The organism is Xanthomonas sp. SI (assembly GCF_014236855.1).
GTDB lineage: Bacteria > Pseudomonadota > Gammaproteobacteria > Xanthomonadales > Xanthomonadaceae > Xanthomonas_A.
The window spans coordinates 1784299-1805002 of record NZ_CP051261.1; the positions used below are offsets into that span (position 1 = coordinate 1784299).

15 protein-coding genes and 1 pseudogene are annotated in these 20704 nt (G+C 67.2%); 6 read left to right on the forward strand and 10 right to left on the reverse strand.

Annotated features, from left to right (window positions below; translation table 11 throughout):
• Window positions 1-110: 110 nt before the first annotated feature.
• The 4 genes and pseudogenes from HEP75_RS07260 to HEP75_RS07275 all read right to left on the reverse strand — a co-directional run.
• Window positions 111-515, reverse strand: a pseudogene (locus HEP75_RS07260) (MFS transporter); the annotation flags it as partial.
• A 98-nt stretch (window positions 516-613) separates the two neighbouring features.
• On the reverse strand, window positions 614-2179 hold the full coding sequence (locus tag HEP75_RS07265; RefSeq protein WP_185825959.1) for an asparagine synthase-related protein: 1566 nt from the start codon (window positions 2177-2179) through the stop codon (window positions 614-616).
• A gap of 113 nt (window positions 2180-2292) precedes the next feature.
• Window positions 2293-2457 carry a hypothetical protein gene (locus tag HEP75_RS07270; RefSeq protein ID WP_185822677.1) on the reverse strand — a complete coding sequence of 55 codons (165 nt, stop codon included), beginning with the start codon at window positions 2455-2457 and terminating at the stop codon, window positions 2293-2295.
• A gap of 400 nt (window positions 2458-2857) precedes the next feature.
• The gene (locus tag HEP75_RS07275; protein ID WP_185825960.1) at window positions 2858-4624 is read right to left on the reverse strand and encodes an oligopeptide:H+ symporter; all 1767 of its coding nucleotides are present in this window, start codon (window positions 4622-4624) and stop codon (window positions 2858-2860) included.
• A gap of 715 nt (window positions 4625-5339) precedes the next feature.
• Between HEP75_RS07275 and HEP75_RS07280 the strand changes: the two genes are divergently transcribed.
• The 3 genes from HEP75_RS07280 (at window position 5340) to HEP75_RS07290 (ending at window position 10996) form a co-directional block, all read left to right on the forward strand.
• Window positions 5340-7304 (forward strand): oligopeptide transporter, OPT family, encoded by a 1965-nt coding sequence (locus HEP75_RS07280; protein ID WP_185825961.1) that lies wholly within the window; start codon window positions 5340-5342, stop codon window positions 7302-7304.
• Between the two features lie 210 nt (window positions 7305-7514).
• Window positions 7515-9584, forward strand: a complete 2070-nt coding sequence (locus HEP75_RS07285) for a S9 family peptidase (RefSeq protein WP_185825962.1) — start codon at window positions 7515-7517, stop codon at window positions 9582-9584.
• Between the two features lie 182 nt (window positions 9585-9766).
• Window positions 9767-10996 (forward strand): DUF819 family protein, encoded by a 1230-nt coding sequence (locus HEP75_RS07290; protein WP_185825963.1) that lies wholly within the window; start codon window positions 9767-9769, stop codon window positions 10994-10996.
• 99 nt (window positions 10997-11095) lie between these two features.
• Here the strand turns inward: HEP75_RS07290 and HEP75_RS07295 are convergent, their stop codons facing one another.
• Both HEP75_RS07295 and HEP75_RS07300 read right to left on the reverse strand, forming a co-directional pair.
• Window positions 11096-12295, reverse strand: coding sequence for an XVIPCD domain-containing protein (locus HEP75_RS07295; RefSeq protein WP_185825964.1), 1200 nt, complete (start codon window positions 12293-12295; stop codon window positions 11096-11098).
• Window positions 12296-12328: 33 nt separating this feature from the next.
• Window positions 12329-13096 carry an ankyrin repeat domain-containing protein gene (locus tag HEP75_RS07300; RefSeq protein ID WP_185825965.1) on the reverse strand — a complete coding sequence of 256 codons (768 nt, stop codon included), beginning with the start codon at window positions 13094-13096 and terminating at the stop codon, window positions 12329-12331.
• A gap of 290 nt (window positions 13097-13386) precedes the next feature.
• Here HEP75_RS07300 and HEP75_RS07305 point away from each other — a divergent pair, with 290 nt between their 5' ends.
• The gene (locus HEP75_RS07305; RefSeq protein ID WP_185825966.1) at window positions 13387-14073 is read left to right on the forward strand and encodes an HAD family hydrolase; all 687 of its coding nucleotides are present in this window, start codon (window positions 13387-13389) and stop codon (window positions 14071-14073) included.
• 347 nt (window positions 14074-14420) lie between these two features.
• Here the strand turns inward: HEP75_RS07305 and HEP75_RS07310 are convergent, their stop codons facing one another.
• Together HEP75_RS07310 and HEP75_RS07315 are read right to left on the reverse strand one after the other, a co-directional pair.
• Window positions 14421-14645 (reverse strand): CstA-like transporter-associated (seleno)protein, encoded by a 225-nt coding sequence (locus HEP75_RS07310; RefSeq protein ID WP_064539465.1) that lies wholly within the window; start codon window positions 14643-14645, stop codon window positions 14421-14423.
• On the reverse strand, window positions 14645-16717 hold the full coding sequence (locus tag HEP75_RS07315; protein WP_185825967.1) for a carbon starvation CstA family protein: 2073 nt from the start codon (window positions 16715-16717) through the stop codon (window positions 14645-14647). Before HEP75_RS07315 ends, HEP75_RS07310 begins: the two co-directional genes overlap by 1 nt.
• Before the next feature lie 504 nt (window positions 16718-17221).
• Here HEP75_RS07315 and HEP75_RS07320 point away from each other — a divergent pair.
• On the forward strand, window positions 17222-18082 hold the full coding sequence (locus tag HEP75_RS07320; RefSeq protein ID WP_185825968.1) for a pirin family protein: 861 nt from the start codon (window positions 17222-17224) through the stop codon (window positions 18080-18082).
• 120 nt (window positions 18083-18202) lie between these two features.
• Here the strand turns inward: HEP75_RS07320 and HEP75_RS07325 are convergent, their stop codons facing one another.
• Both HEP75_RS07325 and HEP75_RS07330 read right to left on the reverse strand, forming a co-directional pair.
• Window positions 18203-18673 (reverse strand): hypothetical protein, encoded by a 471-nt coding sequence (locus tag HEP75_RS07325; protein ID WP_185815814.1) that lies wholly within the window; start codon window positions 18671-18673, stop codon window positions 18203-18205.
• Between the two features lie 367 nt (window positions 18674-19040).
• Entirely contained in the window at window positions 19041-19910 is an 870-nt protein-coding gene (locus tag HEP75_RS07330; protein ID WP_185825969.1) for a pirin family protein, read from the reverse strand.
• Window positions 19911-20153: 243 nt separating this feature from the next.
• Here HEP75_RS07330 and HEP75_RS07335 point away from each other — a divergent pair, with 243 nt between their 5' ends.
• Entirely contained in the window at window positions 20154-20654 is a 501-nt protein-coding gene (locus HEP75_RS07335) for a hypothetical protein (protein ID WP_185825970.1), read from the forward strand.
• The last annotated feature ends 50 nt before the right edge of the window (window positions 20655-20704 follow it).

Here is a 20704-nt window from a genome sequence, read left to right on the forward strand (position 1 = left end):
CGGTGCTGATGTGCAGCAAGCGCATCAGCACCTGCAAGCCGCGAAAGCCGATCCGCGGCCCGACGCATGGTCGGGCCGCGACTCGCGCGTAACGACTACGGTGCCGAGGCTCAGCGCACCCCGGGGTGCATCATCCGCCGCAGCAGCGGCGCGGCCAGGAAGGCCAGTACCGCGCAACCCACGCCGATCCACTGCATCAGCCAGAACAGGTGCGCGTACTTGGCGGCGGCGTCGGCGATGTTCAGCGTTTCGCCTTCGGGCACGTCGATCGCGGCGAGCTTGCCGAACAGCGCGGCCAGCGCTTCGGAGAACGCTGTGGCCAGGAACCAGGTGCCCATCATCAGGCTGACCACGCGCGGCACCGCGAGCTGGGTCACCGCCGACAGCCCGACCGGCGACAGGTACATCTCGCTGGCTTCCAGCACCAGGTAGGCCAGCACCAGCCACCACACGTTGGCCATCTGCCCGCTGGCGCCGACCTGTTGCGCGGCCAGCGCCAGCGGCACGAACGACAATCCCTGCCAACAACAGGCCCATGGCCGACTTGGACGGCTCCAAGCCGCTGCATCTGCGCACGCCAGGAAAGCGGCTTCGACGCCGCTGGATGGGATCGTCAGGCAAGCTGCCGAACGAAGCGCTCCAGCCAAAGGAACGAGATCAACGGCGCCGTCAGCGGACGTGCGCGCGTCGCCACCAACTCGTCCAGCAGTTGGAGTACAGCGTCTCGGTCGACCAGGCCCAAGTCGGCAAGGGCGCACTCGCGCAGCTGCATGGCGATCGTCTTGGCGTGATGGGCGATCAATTCAGGGAGAACATGGGCGAAGGTTTCTTTGCAATAGTTGCGTGGAAATATTTCGCCTACGTTGGCCCGTAAATACCGCCACATCGTTTCCCGGTCTTTGCGGCTCTCAAGAGGCAGGCGCCGACAAAAAGAAACCAAATGTGGATCGCTTAACGGATTGACCGGCCAAAGACCTCGCCGGAGCAGATGGGGAGCCTGACACATACTCGAAGCCAGCACCGATGCAGATAACGGGCCGACGGGAGCGTCAAATCCATTGACCGACCGTGATGAACTGAGCGCTCGGGGCGTCAACAACAATTCCGCGCGACGCTTGGCTTCTGCGGCCACAATGCCACTCTGGCTGCCGGTGGGATGGTCCTCATTCCGGTACGTCGGGAACAGCTGGTCTCCGCCAAGGCCGGTGAAAAGCCGTTCGCTGCCTTGCGCTTGCGCGCTGTCCCACAAACTTTCGAACGCTTCGAGATAGAACTCGGCAAGTGGATAGTCCGGTCGGCTCGCGCTTGGCTGTAGATCGAGCGTCGGCGGGAATGAATCGATATTTACGCTCGTATCGCGAAGGCCTAGCTTTTCGACAAGCATGCGGCGGCGTTTGGCCTGGGTTTGACTGTATCCCTCATCGAGCAAGATCCCCAGGCTTGCGATGTTGTCATGCGATCGGGTCAGGGCGCACGCAACGGTCGCCGAGTCCATGCCCCCACTCAACTCGACGGCCATTTGTTTCGACGCGGGTCGAATCGAAACTGCACGATGCAACAGTTGCTCGAATTGCTCTATGCCGTGGTCGATCAATGCTTCTTCGGAAGGCGATACGGTTTCAGCAGGCGAAGGATAGACGTAACGTACCTTGCCTGGCTCCGCGTAAAGCGTGGCGCGTTCTGTCAGCATGAGAACGCCAGAACATAATTGCCTCGCGGAATAATCTGCGCCGAGCGCGAGGCGCCGACTGGCCATCTCCAGATCAATGGTGGTGGGCCGGGAAAAAAAGTCGGCCAGATCATAGGAGATTTCTGCTGTGTCATCGGTGAGCCGGCAATAGACTGGCGCCGATCCGAGAAGACCTGCGCGCAACTTCAGTCGGCATCCGGCCTGAGCCACTTCGATCATCAGATAATCAAGCGGCCATAGAAGGGCCTCTTTGTATAGTTGGTTGAATCGATCGGCATCGACCAATGCACCCGTCGCGTTTTTTTCCCATTCGACATCCCTGCAACGCTCGCGCACCGTGGCGAACCACTGTCCCTGGGTGCGGACCACGACGGTTTCCACAGCGGAGTGACAGTACGGCGCAATCTGGCTGTTCCCGAGACACAGGGTGTTGTTCTGCCACGCCGGCGGTTGCGCCAGGTCGGAAAAAGCAATGTTGGCCTTGATCATGGCTACTCGGCTGCCTGCGATCGGTGTCGTGCGGTCATCGCGTTTTCGAACAAAAGAACGCCGCCTGATGGCGGCGTTCTTTGTCGCGACGTCTTGATGGAAGCGCCGTCGTTTCAGCCGCCTGGCTGTACCGAGTACCAGCGGGAATCTTCGCCAAGATATGGCTTCATCTCGCAGACGCCCGGCGCCGCGATATTTTGCATGGGCTCGTCGAGCTGAATGGCGAACGGGTTGGATTGGGAATCTTGTTTCTCAAGTTTGGCATCTTGAATTTTCATCACGAAGCTCCTCTTCCTGAATATCGCCATGCGGCGACGGACAGAACCTAGCACTGTGTCCATGGCATGACAAGTTTGGACGGCCGGGCCACAGTCTCGTCTAAAAATATGGAATCAAGCGCGTCAATTGCCGATCTGCATCTGAAGATGCAACGCCGCGAGTTCTACACCCGCCTGCTGGGGTTCCTGGGCACGTCACTGGGCGGTGCGCAGGCAAAGCCTGCGCACCGCCGTAAGCGGCAATCGACCGAGCGACGGACGGCCGGATTGCCCGTGTGGCGATCCGGCCCGACTTGAATATCGTCGCAACACGCGGGATGACCTTTCCTGCCGATCCTTGCCATCGAAGGCATCGCGCATGCCGTCGCCGCGCCTGCCGATGGGTGCCGCACGCACCCGCTCAGCGCACCCCGTGCATCATGCGCCGCAACAGGGGAGCGGCGAGGAACGCCAGGACCGCGCAGCCCACGCCGATCCACAGCATCAGCCAGAACAGGTGCGCGTACTTGGCGGCGGCGTCGGCGATGTTCAGCGTTTCGCCTTCGGGCACGTCGATCGCGGCGAGCTTGCCGAACAGCGCGGCCAGCGCTTCGGAGAACGCCGTGGCCAGGAACCAGGTGCCCATCATCAGGCTGACCACGCGCGGCACCGCGAGCTGGGTCACCGCCGACAGACCGACCGGCGACAGGCACATCTCGCCGGCTTCCAGCACCAGGTAGGCCAGCACCAGCCACCACACGCTGGCCATCTGCCCGCTGACGCCGACCTGCTGCGCGGCCAGCGCCAGCGGCACGAACGACAATCCCGCCAACAACAGGCCCATGGCCGATTTGGACGGCTTGGATGGTTCCAGGCCGCGCCGTTCCAGCCACGCCCACAGCGCCGCGAACAGCGGCGCCAGAAGCACCAGGAACAACGCGCCCAGGTAGGTCAGCGAACCGGCGGTCTGCGGCAGTACCAGGCAGTCGCGCACCAGGAGCAGCAGCATCAGCACGCTGACCGCGATGAACAGCAGGCGCGGCGCGGCCGACGCCGGATTGCGGTCGGACAGCGACGCCGCGGCGACGAAGCCCAATGGCGCCAGCAGCAACGAGGCGATCGACCACGGCAGCGGAGTGCCGCCGCGGATTACCAGCGACGGCACGATGTCTTTGGTCATCAGCCGGTCGGTGAAGGTGACCCAGGAACCGTAGGTCTGCTCGTACAGGGTGAAGTACACCAGCGCCATCGCGATCAGCACCATCAGCGCGATCATCTGCTGGCGCTGCACCGGCGTGCACTGGGTGCCGGTGAACCAGGCGAACCACAGCAGCACGGCGCCGAGCACCACCAGCATCAGCAGCAAGGCCAGCGAGATCTCGCCGCCCAGGCTGAAGGCGCCGTTGGCCGCGGCCCACATCAGCCAGGCCACCGGCAGCACGCCGAGCACCGCCACCAGATAGATCGCCCATTCGCGCGGCAGCCCGGCCACGCGCTGGCGCAGCAGCGCCGGTTGTGCCGGCTCGGCATGGCCGTGTAGGTATTTCTGGCCCCACAGGAACATGCCCAGGCCGAGCAGCATGCCGATCCCGGCGGCGCCGAAACCGTAGCGCCAGCCGTAGGCTTCGCCGAGGAAGCCGCACACCAGCGAGGCGAACAGCGCGCCGAGGTTGATGCCGGCGTAGAACAGCGAGAAGCCGGAATCGCGGCGCGGATCGTCCTGCGCATACAGCTTGCCGACGATGGTGGAGATGTTCGGCTTGAGGAAGCCCACGCCCATGATGATCAGCGCCAGCGACAGGTAGGTCACGCCCAGCGACGCGGTGTCGCGCACCACCACGCCGGCGACCCGGGTGGCGGCGTGGCCCTCGAAGGCCATGCCGACGTGGCCGAGCACCAGCAGGATGCCGCCGAACACCACCGCCTTGCGCATGCCCAGCCAGCGGTCGGCGAGCAGGCCGCCGATCACCGGCACGCAATACACCAGGCCGCCGTAGGCGCCGAGCAGGTCGAGCCCGGCCTTGTCGCCGAACAGGTGGTACTTGGTCAGGTACAACAGCAGCAGCGCCTTCATCCCGTAGAAGGAGAAGCGCTCCCACATCTCGGTGAAGAAACAGACGTAGACGCCCTTGGGATGGCCGAGGAAATCGTCGCGCGCGTCGCGGGCGGGGAGGGCGGTGGCGGACACGGCTGGCCTGGGGCGGGAAGGGCAGCGGCGGAGTATAGGCGTGCTGGTGGGGATTGGTTGAGTCTGGGTAGCAGTTCCTTCTCCCATCGGGACCATGGCCCCCTTTTCGGGGGAAGGTGCCCCGCAGGGGCGGATGAGGGTACGGGCGCAGCCTCATGGGATCGACACAGCGCGAGGCTTCGCCCCGTACCCTCACCCCAACCCCTCTCCCGGCGGGAGAGGGGCTAGCGCGGTTCCTTCTCCCCTCGGGAGAAGGTGCCCCGCAGGGGCGGATGAGGGTACGGGCGCAGCCTCATGGGATCGACACAGCGCGAGGCTTCGCTCCGTACCCCACCCCAACCCCTCTCCCGGTGGGAGAGGGGCTATCGCGGTTCATTCTTCCCTCGGGACCATGGCCCCCTTTTTCGGGGGAAGGTGCCCCGAAGGGGCGGATGAGGGTACGCGCGCAGCCTCATGGGATCGACACAGTGCGAGGCTCCGCCCCGGACCCTCACCCCAACCCCTCTCCCGATGGGAGAGGGGCTGACACCATCGGCCGCAGGGACGCCGCTGCATTTGCGAATCCCGAATCCCCGATCCCGAATCCCGAATCCCGAATCCCGAATCCCGAATCCCCGCCCCCCAGGCATGTGCCACAAGCTGGGCGGCAGGATGCTGGACTTGCCCAGCCCCAGACGCTAGCGTGGAAAACGTTTTTGTCGTTTCAGGGGTAACCATGAACAACGCTGCTGCGCCGCGTCAGCTCACTTTCCGCGCGGTCGTGCTGGCGATCGTGCTGGCCGTCGTGCTGTCGGCCGCCAACGCCTACCTGGGGCTGTTCGCCGGCCTGACCATCGCCACCGCGATTCCGGCGGCGGTGGTGTCGATGGGCGTGCTGCGCCTGCTCGGCGGCGGCACCATCCTCGAGAACAACATCGTGCAGACCGGCGCCTCGGCCGGTTCGTCGATCGCGGCGGGGGTGATCTTCACCATCCCGGCGCTGGTGATCATGGGCTACTGGCCGGACTTCAAGTACTGGTGGGTGCTCGGCATCGCCGGCATGGGCGGCCTGCTCGGGGTGCTGTTCTCGGTGCCGCTGCGGCGCTCGATGATCGTCGAGGATCCGCTGCCGTTCCCTGAGGGCAAGGCCGCGGCCGAAGTGCTCAAGGCCGGCGAGAATCCCGGGCCGGGACTGAAGATCCTGGCGCTGTCGGCGACCATCGGCGGGCTGGTCAAGCTGGCCGCGGCCAGCGGCCTGAAAGTGATTCCCGACACCTGGGCGCAGGCCACCTACCTGGGCAGCAGCAAGCTGGTCGGCTACGTCGGCACCAACCTGTCGCCGGCGCTGCTCGGCGTCGGCTACATCGTCGGGCTCAACGTCGGCATCGTGGTGCTGTCCGGCTCGATCCTGTCCTGGCACATCGCCATTCCGCTGTACCAGCAGTTCTTCATGAACTCCGATCCGGCGCTGGCGCAGAGCCTGGCCACCGCGCCGGCGGCCGAGGCCGCGTTCGGCATCTGGGCGGCCAAGGTGCGCTACCTGGGCGTGGGCGCGATGCTGATCGGCGGCGTGTGGACGCTGTTCTCGCTGCGCAAGTCGCTGCTGTCCGGGGTCAAGAGCGGCTTCGCCGCCGCGCGCAAGAGCACCGCCGGCACCGTCGTGGCCGAGACCGATCGCGACCTGCCGATGAAGTGGATGCTGGTGGCGCTGCTGCTGTGCACGCTGCCGCTGCTGGGCCTGTATCAGGCGATCGTCGGCCAGTGGCACGTCAGCATCCCGATGACCTTGATCATGATCGTCGCCGGCTTCCTGTTCGTGTCGGTGTCCGGCTACCTGGCCGGCCTGATCGGTTCGTCGAACAATCCGGTCTCGGGCATCACCATCTCCACCATCCTGTTCGCCTCGGCGGTGCTGGTGCTGCTGCTCGGGCGCGACTCGCCGATCGGCGCGGTCGCCGCGATCATGATCGGCGCCGTGGTGTGCTGCGCTGCAGCGGTGGGCGGCGACAATCTGCAGGATCTGAAGGCCGGCTACCTGGTCGGCGCCACGCCGTGGAAGCAGCAGCTGATGCTGGCCATCGGCGCGTTCTCCTGCGCCTTGATCATGGCCCCGGTGCTGAACCTGCTGGCGCAGGCCTACGGCATCGGCGCGGCGACGCCGGAGCATCCGAACTCGCTGGCCGCGCCGCAGGCGACGCTGATGGCTTCGGTGGCCAAAGGCCTGTTCGGCGGCGAACTGCCGTGGACGATGATCGCCATCGGCGCTGGCGTCGGCGCAGCGATCATCGCCCTGGACGAGTGGCTCAAGCGCACCGGCAAGCGCTTCCGCGTGCCGGTGCTGGCCGCGGCGATCGGCATCTACCTGCCGCTGGAACTGATGGTGCCGATCTTCCTCGGCGGCCTGATCACCTACCTGGTCGAGCGCTTCCACAAGATCCGCGCCGACGACGAGGAAGGCCGCGACCGCGTGCACCGTCCGGGCACGCTGTTCGCCGCCGGCCTGATCACCGGCGAGGCGCTGATGGGCATCGCCATCGCCGTGCCGATCGTGGTCTCCGGCCACGCCGACGTGCTGGCGCTGCCCGCGGCGTTCCATCTGAACCAGTGGTACGGCCTGGTCCTGCTCGCCTTCGTCGGCTGGCTGCTGTACCGCACCGGCAAGAAGGGCGAACCCACTGCAACGCTGCCGCCGTCGGCGTAAGCGCAGTCACCCGCCAAGCACTACAAGAAGCCCGGCCCTGCGCCGGGTTTCTTGTTTTTGGTCGATCGCCCATAAGCGCAATACGCACTTCGCTCTTGCGAATCCCCAATCCCGAATCCCCAATCCCGGCCTCTCCATGACTTCATGCCTTTGCGCCACGCCCACCCGCGCGCCTACCATCGACGTTTTGCCGTATTCCGGAGACGCCCGATGACCTTGCGCTACGCCTTGCTGCCCCTGTGCCTGCTGACCGCGCTGCCTGCGCTGGCGGCGACCCGCGGTTTCGACGTCCGCGACATGGTGGCGCTGGACCGGGTGTCCTCGCCGCTGCTGACGCCCGATGGCGGCACGGTGATCTTCGCCAAGCGGCAGGTGGACAAGGCCAGCGACAAGGCCAGCACCGGGCTATGGCTGCGCAACCTGCGCACCCGCGATGCGGCGCCGCCGAAGCGGCTGACCCCGGACGGCTGGAACGTCAATTCGCCGGAGCTGTCGGCCGACGGCAAGACCGTGTACTTCCTCAGCGCCAAGTCCGGCCGCCAGCAGCTGTACGCGCTGCCGCTGGCCGGCGGCGCGCCGCGCCAGCTCACCGACTTCGCGCTGGACGTGGACAGCTACCGCGTCGCGCCGCAGGGCGACCGCGTCGCCTTCAGCGCCGGCGTGTTCCAGGACTGCGGCTCGGACCTGGGCTGCACGCAGAAGCGGCTGGACGCGAAGAAGAACGCCAAGGCCAGCGGCGTGGTGTTCGACCAGTTGTTCGTGCGCCACTGGGACACCTGGAACGATGGCCGCCGCAACAGCCTGTTCGTGGCGCCGCTGCCCGGCGACGCCAAGGCCAAGCCGGTGGTCGGCGCCTCGGCGATCAGCGCGACCCTGGCCGGCGACATTCCGTCCAAGCCGTTCGGCGGTAGCGAGGACTACACCTGGGCGCCGGACGGGCAGTCGCTGGTCGCCAGCGTGCGCGTGGCCGGGCGCGAGGAGCCGTGGTCGACCAACTTCGACCTGTACCGGCTGGACGCGGCGGGCAAGGCCGCGCCGGTCAACCTGACCGCGGCCAACCCGGCCTGGGACGCCGGCCCGGTGTTCTCCGCCGACGGCAAGACCCTGTACTACCGCGCGATGAAGCGCCCGGGCTTCGAAGCCGACCGCTTCGGCCTGATGGCGATGGACGTGGCCAGCGGCAAGACCCGCGAGATCGCGCCGCAGTGGGACCGCTCGGCCGGCGAGATCGTGCCCTCGGCCGACGGCGCCACCGTGTACACCACCGCCGACGACCTCGGCCAGCATCCGCTGTTCGCGGTGGATACCGCCAGCGGCAAGGTCCGCAGCGTGGCCGATGGCGGCAGCGTCGGCGCGCCGGTACTGGCCGGCACCACGCTGGCCTTCACCCGCAACAGCCTCAAGAGCGGCGACCAGGTGTTCGTCGCCGACGCCGACGGCCAGCATCCGCGCGCGATCACCGCCAGCGCCGGCGAACAGTTGCCGGACGTGGCCTTCGGCGATTACGAGCAGTTCCAGTTCAAGGGCTGGAACGGCGAGACCGTGCACGGCTACGTGGTCAAGCCGTACAACTACCAGCCCGGCAAGACCTACCCGGTCGCGTTCCTGATCCACGGCGGCCCGCAGGGCAGCTTCGGCAACGGCTGGAGCAACCGCTGGAATCCGCAGACCTATGCCGGCCAGGGCTACGCGGTGGTGATGATCGATTTCCACGGCTCCACCGGCTACGGCCAGGCGTTCACCGATGCGATCAGCCAGCACTGGGGCGACCGCCCGCTTGAGGACCTGCAGAAGGGCTGGGCCGCGGCGCAGCAGCAGTACAAATTCCTCGACGGCGACAAGGCCTGCGCGCTCGGCGCCAGCTACGGCGGCTACATGGTGTACTGGATGGCCGGCAACTGGAACCAGCCGTGGAAGTGCCTGGTCGACCACGACGGCGTCTTCGACAACCGCACGATGGGCTACGCCACCGAGGAACTGTGGTTCAGCGAGTGGGAGAACGGCGGCACGCCGTGGCAGAACCCGGCCGGCTACGAGAAGTTCAACCCGGTGCTGCACGTGGACAAGTGGAAGGTGCCGATGCTGGTGATCCACGGCCAGCAGGATTTCCGCATTCCGGTGGAGCAGGGCCTGGCCGCGTTCAGTGCGCTGCAGCGCAAGGGCATCGAGTCGAAATTCCTGTACTTCCCGGACGAGAACCACTGGGTGCTGAAGCCGCAGAACAGCATCCTGTGGCACGACACGGTCAATGGTTGGTTGAAGCAGCATATCGGGGAATGAAATCGGGACTCGGGACTCGGGACTCGGGACTCGGGACTCGGGACTCGGGACTCGGGACGGGTCTCAAGTATGAGTGAGCCATTCCATCCGCGATGTCGATCGATTGCGCGGCGCTCGAGTTCGCGCCGTTCGGCTTTGCTTCTACGAGTCCCGAGTCCCCCGTCCCGAGTCCCGGCTTCCCAATGATCCACAACGACATCGTCATCTTCGGCCTGATCGCGGCCACGCTCGGCGCGGTGTTCTGGACCGCGGCGCGGCCGCGCGGATTCTGGAAGCGCTTCTACAGCGTGGTGCCGGCGCTGCTGCTGTGCTACCTGATTCCCGGCATCTACAACACGGTCGGGCTGATCGACGGGCAGCACAACCGCCTGTACGACCCGGTCGCGCGCGACGTGTTGCTGCCGGCGGCGTTGGTGCTGCTGACGCTCACCGTCGACCTGAAAGGCATCCTGCGCCTGGGGCCGAAGCTGGTGGCGATATACCTGGGCGCGTCCTTCAGCATCATGCTCGGCGCGGTGGTCGCGTTCCAGCTGATGAAATGGCTGCATCCGGCCACGGTGGCCGGCGATACCTGGGCCGGCATGGCCGCACTGGCCGGCAGCTGGATCGGCGGCGGCGCCAACATGCTGGCGATGCGCGAAGTGTTCAACGTCGATGCCACCACCTTCGGCCAGTTCGCGGTGGTCGATGTCGGCGTCGGTTACGTGTGGATGGCCTTGCTGATCTTCCTGGCCCCGCGCGCGGCGGCGATCGATGCGCGCAGCGGCGCCGACACCCGCGGCATCGACGATCTCAAACAGCGCATCGCGCAGTTCCAGGCGCAGCACGAACGCGTCGCCAGCCTGACCGACCTGATGCTGATCGTCGGCCTCGCGTTCGGGGCGGTGGGGCTGGCCCACGCGATCGCGATGCCGACCGCGGCCTGGTTCGCGGCCAACGTCGCCTGGGCCAAGCAGTTCAGCCTCGGCTCGCCGTTCGTGTGGGTGGTGGTGCTGTCGACCACGATCGGCCTGCTGCTCAGCTTCACCCGCGCACGCACGCTCGAAGGCGCCGGCGCTTCGCGCATCGGCTCGCTGTTGCTGTATTTCCTGATCGCCTGCATCGGCATGCAGATGGACCTGCTGGCGCTGTTCGACCGCCCGTGGATCTTCCTGCTCGGGCTGATCTGGCTGTGCGTGCACATCCTGCTGTTGCTGGCGCTGGGCAAATTGCTGCGGGTGCCGTTCTTCTATTTCGCGATCGGCTCGCAGAGCAACGTCGGCGGCCCGGCCTCGGCACCAGTGGTGGCCGCGGCGTTCCATCCGGCGCTGGCGCCGGTCGGCGTGCTGCTGGGCACGATGGGCTATGCCACCGGCACCTATCTGGCGTATCTGGTCGGGATCACCTTGCGCGCGATGGCGGGCGCGCCGTAGTGCACCCCATGACCCTGTAGGAGCGGCTTCAGCCGCGACGGGCTTTACCGACAGATCCTGTCGCGGCTGAAGCCGCTCCTACAGGGGATTGCGTGCGGCCTACTGCTGCAGCGCGACCCGCCGCTGTTGCTCTTCCTGCTGCGGTACGTTCGCCTGCAGGTTGTTCTGCTGCTGCAGCTGGCCGACATTGGCCTGCGCAGGTTCGCTGGCCGCGGCCGCGGTCTGTACCTGGCTGCGCAGGTGCGCCGGATCGTCGGCGCGGCCCTGCACCGCGAACAGGCGGTCGCCGTCGCGGCTCGGTACCAACTGGTCGATCTGTTTCAGGCCATCGTGGCTTGCGTGCGCGGCGACGCTGGCGGCGGTGTTGAGGAAAGCCGCGTCGTCGCGCAGGCCGAGCCGCTCGCGTTGTCCATCCAACTGCACCACCGCGTCGTTGAACAAGCGGCTACCGGTCGGCAGTGCGCGTTCCTGGGTCTGCGCGTGGCTCTGCGATTCCAGTTCCTGCGCCTTGATCACCGAATCGATGCCGTGCAGGTCCAGCCGATGCTTGAGCATCATCCCCGGCACCAGGCGCTGGCCGAACGACAGCGGATCGGGGTCCGGCAGCTGGATCTGGTGGCCGGCGGCATCGGGCATCGCCCATTTCAGCGGGATGCTGTCTTCCTGCAGGTGGGTCAGCAGTTCGTTCTTGACGTGGTAGCCGCGGATCAAGCCGTCGGCGGCATAGGCCTTGGCCGCGGATGCGTCCAGGCCTTCGCGTTCCAGCGTGCGGTCGTTGACCCCTGCGGCGTTGTAGGTGACCGCCGGCACGTCGTTGACCATCGCCGAGGCCGCGGCCAGGCCGCCGCCGAGCGAATGCCCGGAGATCATCAGGTCCTGGCCGAACGCCTGCTTGGCCTGGCTGCCGAGCTGGATCGCCGAGGCGTACTGCGCGTCGGCAAAGCCCAGGCCCTGGCCGATGTTGTGCTTCCAGTCCTTGCCTTCGTCGGTGCCGCAGAACGCCAGCACCACGTTGCCCTGTTCGTTGCGGTAGAACGCAGCGTCGAAGCCGCTCTTGGCGTCGTGCAGCATGCTCGGATCGATGCCGGCGCGCTGTACCGCGCCGTCGTCCAGGCGGGTCCAGCCATCGGGCAGCGCCGCGAAGCTTTCAGCGCCGCCGGCGCGGCGCTGGTCGGCCGTGGTGTACAGGTCCTGCAGCAGGGTGGGAAGTTGCGTGTCCACCGCCTGCGGCTGCTGGCCGCGAACGGCCTCGGCGAAGGGGGCGGACGCGGCGTTGTCGGGGAGATCGTTCTGGCTCATGCGCGGCTCCTTGCGTGTGTGCGAACAGCCGCCTCAGCGGGCCGCTTCCAGGGGGATGTCGTGGGCGCTCAACCACTCGCGTACCGCTGCGCGGGTCTGCTGCGCGGTACTGTTGAGCAGGCGCTCGGGCGTAGTGAAGAAGTACGCCTGGAAGGTCTTCTGCTGCGCGTTGCGCAGGCCCGGATCGACCCCGGCCTGCAGCAGTTTCAGTACCCACGGATTGCCGGCGCTGCTCTGCGCGGCCAGGTGCAGCAGCGAGTTGCCGCTGGCATCGACCCGGTGCGGATCGGCACCGGCCTGCAGCAGCAGCTGGATCTGCTCGTCGCGCTTGCTCTGCAGCGCGCGGAACAGCGGCGTCCAGTTGCCGCGCGCGCTGACCGGGTCTACCGGCGCGCCATGCTGCAGCAGGATCTTCAGGTATTGCGGATCCTTGGCCATCGCCGCCATGTGCACCACGGTTTCCTGGTCCATGCCCGGTTCGGCCGGATTGGCGCCGGCGTCCAGCAAGGCGCCGAGCGCGCGCGGCTGTTCGTTCCAGATCGCATATTCGAGCAGGGTGACGTTCTGATCGCCGTGCGCGGACAGGTCCACGCCGGGCGCGAGCGCGGCGATGCGGGCGGCATCGCCGCGCGCGACGGCGGCGGCGATGTCGGCGAGATGGGGATCGCGGAATGCGACCGAGTGATCCTGCAGCGTGGCTGACATGGCAGATTGCTCCTTGGCGCCGGGCGGGGCGGCGCATGAGACCGAGAAGAACATCGAGGTCGCAAGCGCGATCAGGGCGGGGAACTGCTTGCGCATGGAGGGCTCCTTTTCCTGTTCGCGTTCCTGTTGCCGGTGGCGACATTCCTTGCCACCTTCGCCGATGCTAGCAGCTGTCCGGCGTCGGTTCGGTAAGGTTTTGTTACAGGGCTGGCGCGATCCGCGTGGCGTGCCATGCGCAGTGGAACGTCGATTAACGCGAAACGAATGGTTGCGCCGAAAGCGGGGAGTGGCTCGATTGCGGCGAAGCGCACGCGTCAGCGCTGCCGCACGCAGGCGGCATACATGCGCAACTTGGCATAATGCCGGTTTCCGCCGAGGCCCTTGCGATGACCGCGACCCCTTTCGACCTGCTGATCAGCGACTGCGACGGCGTGCTTGTCGACAGCGAGGTGCTGGCCGACCGGGTCATGTTCGACGCGCTGGGCGCCTACGTGCCGCGGGCGGAGCTGGAGGCCTACCTCGCCGGCAGTTTCGGCCAGACCGCGCACGAGATCGTGGAGCGGGTGCAGCGGCATTTCGCGGTGACCCTGCCGCCGGGCCTGTTCGAGGACATCCGCGAGCGTTCGGAAGCGTTGATCGCCGCCGAGGTACAGCCGATCGATGGCGTCCGCGAAGCGCTGCTGGCGTTGCCGCTGCCGCTGGCGGTCGCTTCCAACAGCCTGCGCCACAGCGTGGTGGCGTCGGTGGCGCGCGCTGGGCTGAGCGAACGGGTGAACGGCCACATCTTCGGCGCCGACATGGTGGCGCGGCCGAAGCCGGCGCCGGACGTCTACCTGCTGGCCGCACACACGCTGGGTGCGGCGCCAGCGCGTTGCCTGGTGATCGAGGACAGCGTCACCGGCGCCAGTGCGGCGCTGGCTGCGGGCATGACCGTGATCGGTTTCACCGGCGCGGCGCATATCCCGCCGGGCCATGCCGACACCCTGCGCCACCTCGGCGTGGCGGCGGTGATGGAGCATATGCGGCAGTTGCCGCAGGTCTATGCGGAACTGGTGCGCGCGGCGGCGGCGTAGTTTCGATCGGGAGGTCGCGCTGCCGGGTGGCGGCGACGCAAAAGCGCACAGCCGGGGCTGTCCGCTCGCTGGAGCCTTCGCGTAGCGTCGCGGACGGCGAGAGTCGCTCCGGACAGCGTCTCGCCATTCGTGGTGCGTGTCTTCTTCGTGCTGCCTGTCGCGGCTGAAGCCGCTCCTACATGGGGTGGCGCGTGTTCAAAGCATGTCGGAGTGCGCGCTCACGCACCGGAGCGTCATGGCGTGCCTTCCGCAGCCGCGATGCCCTCGGGCACCGCGCTGCCGCCTTTGCCAATCCCAAATCCCCAATCCCGGCTTTCCACAGCCGAATGGCTGGTCATCCCGGCCTTTCAACAACAACGAAACCCACTCTTGCCGCCATACCGCGCTTCCTGGCGCTCGCGGAAGAAGGTCTTGTAGTCCATCGGTTGCCGGTCGGGGTGTTTCTCCAGCACATGGCGCACGTAGTTGTCGTAGTCGGGAATGCCGCAGCACAGCCGCGCGGTCTGCACCAGGCGCCGCCACAGCCGGCGGTGCGCCTGGTATTGCCCGACCGGAACCAGATCGTTGCTCATCACACGTCCGCCATCTGGTGCGGCTGCAGCGCCACGTACGCGGTTTCCTTGTCGCTGCGCTGCGGGTTGCGGCGCGCGGCGAGGATGGTCTTGACCGAGTAGATCAGGATCGAGAGCACCACGAACAGGAACAGCGCGGTCAGCCCGGTGTTGACGTAGGCGTTGGTGACGATCTGCTGCATCTGCGGCAGGGTCTTGGCCGGCGCGGTGATGGTGCCGCTGGCGATCGCGTCCTGGAACTTGTGCGCCTGCGCCAGGAAGCCCTGCGCCGGATTCGGGTCGAAGATCTTGATCAACCCGGCGTAGGTGGTGCAGATCAGCAACCACAGCGCCGGCACGATGGTGACCCAGGCGTAGCGGTCGCGCTTCATCTTGAACAGCACCACCGTGCCCAGCATCAGCGCGATGCCGGCGAGCATCTGGTTGGAGATGCCGAACAGCGGCCACAGCGTGCGGATGCCGCCGTACGGATCCTTGACTCCGGTGTACAGCAGGTAGCCCCACAGCGCCACGCAGCCGCCGGTGGCGACGATGTTGGCGGCCCACGACTCGGTCCGCTTCAGCGCCGGCACGAAGTTGCCGAGCAGGTCCTGCAGCATGAAGCGCCCGGCGCGGGTGCCGGCATCGACCGCGGTGAGGATGAACAGCGCCTCGAACAGGATCGCGAAGTGGTACCAGAACGCCATCATGTCCTCGCCCGGCAGCAACTGGTGCAGGATCTGCGCGATGCCCACCGCCAGGGTGGGGGCGCCGCCGGCGCGGGCCAGGATGGTGGTCTCGCCGATGTCGCGGGCAGTGGCCTCGAGCACCTCGGGGGTGATCGCGAAGCCCCATTCGCTGACCTTGGCCGCGACCGCGACCACGTCGCTGCCGACCATCGAGGCCGGCGCGTTCATCGCGAAATACACGCCCGGTTCGATGATCGAGGCGGCGACCAGCGCCATCACCGCGACGAACGACTCCATCAGCATGCCGCCGTAGCCGATGTAGCGCATGTGGCCTTCGTTGGCGAGCAGCTTGGGGGTGGTGCCGGAGGAGATCAGCGCATGGAAACCGGACACCGCGCCGCAGGCGATGGTGATGAACAGGAACGGGAAGATGCCGCCGGTCCACACCGGGCCCATGCCGTTGTGCGCGTACTGGGTCAGCGCCGGCATCTTCAGGTCGGGCATGACCACCAGGATGCCGATGGCCAGGGCGATGATGGTGCCGATCTTGAGGAAGGTGGACAGGTAGTCGCGCGGTGCCAGCAGCAGCCACACCGGCAGCACCGAGGCGACGAAGCCGTAGCCGATCAGCATCCAGGTGATCTGCACGTCGGTGAAGGTGAAGGCCGGGCCCCAGGTCGGATCGGCGGCGACCTTGCCTCCGAACCAGATCGCGGCCAGCAGCAGGATCAGCCCGACCACCGAGATCTCGCCGATCTTGCCGGGGCGGATGTAGCGCATGTACACGCCCATCATGATCGCGATCGGCATCGTCGCGATCACCGTGAACATGCCCCACGGACTCTCCGCCAGCGCCTTGACCACCACCATCGCCAGCACCGCCAGGATGATGATCATGATCAGGAACGCGCCGAACAGGGCGATGGTGCCAGGGATCTGGCCCATCTCCTCGCGCACCAGGTCGCCGAGCGAGCGGCCGTTGCGGCGGCTGGACAGGAACAGCACCACGAAGTCCTGCACCGCGCCGGCGAACACCACGCCGACCACCAGCCACAGCAGCCCGGGCAGGTAGCCCATCTGCGCGGCGAGCACCGGGCCGACCAGCGGTCCGGCGCCGGCGATGGCGGCGAAGTGGTGGCCGAACAGCACGTGCTTGTTGGTCGGCACGTAGTCCAGGCCATCGTTGTTGAGCACGGCGGGCGTGGCCCGGGTGGTGTCCAGCTGCATCACCTTGGTGGCGATGAACAGGCTGTAGAAGCGATACGCGATCAGGTAGATCGAGACCGCGGCGACCACGATCCACAGTGCGTTGATGTGTTCGCCGCGGCGCAGGGCGATGGTGCCCAGGCAGAACGCCGCCAGCACCGCGAGCGCGGCCCAGGCCAGTTTGGAAAACCCTTTCATGCAGATCGCTCCCCCACAAGATTCCCGCAAGGGTCGCCCCGATGGCCTGGGGGGTCAATGCCGGGACAGGCAATGGCCCTAGTACTTTGGTCGTAGTCAATTACCCCTCTCCCACCGGGAGAGGGGTTGGGGTGAGGGTACGAGGCGAAGCCCTCGCAAAACCAGCTTGCGCTAATGGACGCTGCACGAGGCTGCGCCCGACCCTCATCTGCGGGGCACCTTCCCCCGAAAAGGGGGCCATGGTCCCGGTGGGAGAAGGAACAGCCGTAGCCCCTCTCCCATCGGGAGAGGGGTTGGGGTGAGGGTATGGTGCGAAGCGTCTCGTGGAGTTTGGGTGCACGAGGCTGCGCCCGGACCCTCATCCGCCCCTGTGGGGCACCTTCCCCCGAGGGGAGAAGGGAGCAGCGGGCGGCGCCTCGCGATGGAACGATGGGTTGCGCGCATCGCGATTGGCCGCCGGCAGCGGCACGCCCATATTCGGTGCTTCACCAGGAGATCGCCTGCATGACCGACACCCTCACCGCCGCCCCCGCGCGCATCGCGCGCACCATCCGTGGCCGCGCCACCGCCGACGGCGACGGGGTCCGGCTGACCCGCGTCATCGGCGGCGCCGAGCTGCCCGAGCTGGACCCGTTCCTGCTGCTCGACGAATTCGGTACCGATCGCGCCGAGGACTACATCGGCGGTTTCCCCAGCCATCCGCACCGCGGTTTCGAGACCGTCACCTACATGCTCGACGGGCGCATGCGGCACAAGGACAACCATGGCAACGAAGGCCTGCTGACCCCGGGCAGCGTGCAGTGGATGACCGCCGGTCGCGGCCTGGTGCATTCGGAGATGCCGGAACAGGAGTCCGGGCGCATGCGCGGCTTCCAGCTGTGGGTGAACCTGCCGGCGCGCGACAAGATGACCGCGCCGCGCTACCAGGAGTTCGCGCCCGAGCGCATCCCGCTGGCGCATCCGGCGCCTGGGGTGACGGTCAAGGTGATCGCCGGCCAGGTCGGCGACGTGCATGGGCCGATCGTCCAGCCGGCCACCGATCCGCTGTACCTGGACATCGCGCTGGATGCGGACGCGCGCTGGGACTGCCTGCTGCCGGCCGGGCACAACGCGTTCGCCTACGCCTACGAAGGCGCCGCGACGCTGGGCGAGGGCGAGGCCGCGCGCGAGCTGCCGGCGCAGACCCTGGCCGTGCTCGGCGGCGGCGACCTGCTGCAGTTGCAGGCCGGAACGGCGGGCGCGCGGCTGATCCTGGTCGCCGGCCGCCCGCTGCGCGAGCCGGTGGCGCGACACGGGCCGTTCGTGATGAACACGCGCGAAGAACTGATGCAGGCCTTCGTGGATTTCCAGGAAGGGCGGTTCTAGCGGCCTGGGGTGGCGATAGCCACTCCCATGAAACCCTGTAGGAGCTGCTCTACGCCGCGACAGGCTCTACGGATAGAACCTGTCGCGGCTGAAGCCGTTCCTACAAAAGCGTCGCCAGACTCAGCGATCCAGCGCCACGCTGGTCGGGCGCATGTCCAGTCCCTGCACCAGCGATTGCAGCGATTGCAGTTCCTGCACGTCGCCGGCATCGATCCAGACCTGGGCGTAGTGGTCCTTGCCCAGCTCGACCACGGTGACCCGGCGCGAGGCCAGGCCCGGCGCGTCGACTCCACCCAGATCCGGCCGGTACCAATGCATGCTTTCGCCGGCGATGCTGCCTTTCTCTTCGCGCAGGTTGCGCGCCAGCGGGATGTTCGGGTCGCGCGAGGTCAGCATCATGCCGAGTACCTGGCGGCCGTCGGCGGCCGTCGCGCGGCACACGATGAAGCCCTTGTCGCTGCGCTCGCTCCACTGCAGCTTGGACTGCGGCGGCAGTTGCGGACAGTTTTGCGCCTGTTGCGCCATGGCCGTGGCCGCCGCCAGTACGGCAGGCAGGACCGACAGGCCGGTGAGCCAGTTTGCAACCCTCATTTGCGATGTCCCCATGCACCGTCGCGCCGCGACGGTATCGATCTTCAGCGCACGCCGACGCAGGCCGCACGGCACGTCACCCTCATTCCTTTGCGGGATCCGCGTGCAGTGCATACCCCTACGCAATGCGTGTCCCGGTGTGCGGCCGCAATGTCCCCGCCGCTGCCCGAACCATAGCCCAGCGAGCGGCACTTGACAATTGGAGTGCGGGTCGGAAGCACGCGATCCGGCGCTGTCGCGGGAGGCGCTCGCCTGAACGCAGTCAGCGGCCGCTCGCCGCTGCGGCGCCCGTGCCGCGTCGAAGCAGGGGATGCCGCAGCGCCACGCGACGCTGCAGCCGAATCAAGCCCGATCGCGCCGGCAGGCGTTACTTGCCCGGCTCGGGCAGCGGGATGAATTCCTGGTCGTCGCCGGGGATCAGGCCGAAGCGGCCCTCTTGCCAGTCGCGCTTGGCCTGCTCGATGCGTTCGGTGGAGCTGGACACGAAGTTCCACCACAGGTGGCGCGGCCCGTCCAGCGGCTCGCCGCCCATCAGCATCGCCTTAAGCGGAGTCTTGGCGCGCAGCCGCCCGCGTGCGCCGGCTTCGGGCAGCACCAGGTAGCGCGCGGGGATGTCCACGCCGTCCAGTTGCGCTTCGCCTTCCAGCACGTACAGCGAGCGCTGCACGTGGCCCGTGTCCAGGTCGATCTCCGCGTCCGCGTCCAGGTCCAGCGCCACGTTCAGCGTGTCCGCGAACACCTTGACCGGCGATTCCTCGCCGTAGGCGCGGCCGGCGATCACCCGCAGCCACACCCCGTCGCGGCGCTGCTGCGGCAGGCTGGCGGCGGCGTGGTGGTAGAACGCCGGTGCGGTTTCCTCGGCCGACTTCGGCAGCGCCACCCAGGTCTGCATGCCGTGCAGCGGATGCGGCTGCGCGCGCAGCGGCGTGGGCGTGCGCTCGGAATGGGCGATGCCGCGGCCGGCGGTCATCCAGTTGACGTCGCCGGCGCGGATCACCTGGTCCGAACCGAGCGTGTCGCGGTGGCCGATTTCGCCGGACCACAGGAAGGTCACCGTGGCCAGGCCGATATGCGGATGCGGGCGCACGTCCACGCCGCGGCCGGGTTCGAAGATCGCCGGGCCCATGTGGTCGATGAACACGAACGGGCCGACGCTGCGCGCCTGCAGGCTGGGCACCGCGCGGCGCACTTCGAAGCCGCCGATGTCGTGGACGCGGGGAGCGATCAGGGTGGGCATGCGCGGCCTCGCGGAGCTGGGAACAGGGGCACGAGCTTCGCATGCGCGATGGCCGAAGTGGGAGCGTTGCAGCAAGACGGACTGTCCCGGACCGGAGTGTTTACTGCGCCGCGTGGGGGCGATGCCGCACAGGGCTGCGCCGGCGCCGCACCGCTACTGGCATGCGTAGTGGGTATGCCAGACAAGCGAAATCGCATAGTGCGAGAGGGCGCGCGTTTTTTGTCTGCAAATTTGTAACTTGCGGTGAAATTATCAACAGCGAATCGGAATAATCGGGCGCTGCCGGTCGGGGCCGTCCTGGCCGCAGCGTTGCAGCGCGCTCGCTGCATCCGTCCCCCAACAAGCGAGAACAAGCTGATGATCCGTTCGTCGAAATCCAGTAACACCGTCACCGCCGTGCTGTCGATGGCGATGGCGATAGCGGCGTTTTCCGCCATGCCGACACAGGCGCAAAGCGCCGACATCAATGTCCCCACCGTGATCATCAACTCACTGTGGAGCGCCAAGGCGTTGATGGTGGTGGGCGGGCAGGGCAGCGGATGTTATGCGGTCAACAACGGCGGCCGCATCGCCGGCCCGACGCTGCGTACCAATATTAGTTACACCGTGATCGGCATGAGCTCGGCCGATTGCGCCGGCGGAACCGGCCTGGCCGGCGTCAACCGCCAATTCCTGGCGCGCGCACGCCCGGCCGGCATGTACATCCAGATCGTCAACGGCGGGATCAACGTCGGCAACCGCTAGCCGCCAGCGATGCCTGTCGCCGGCCACGCGCGATCGCCGCGTGGCCGGCG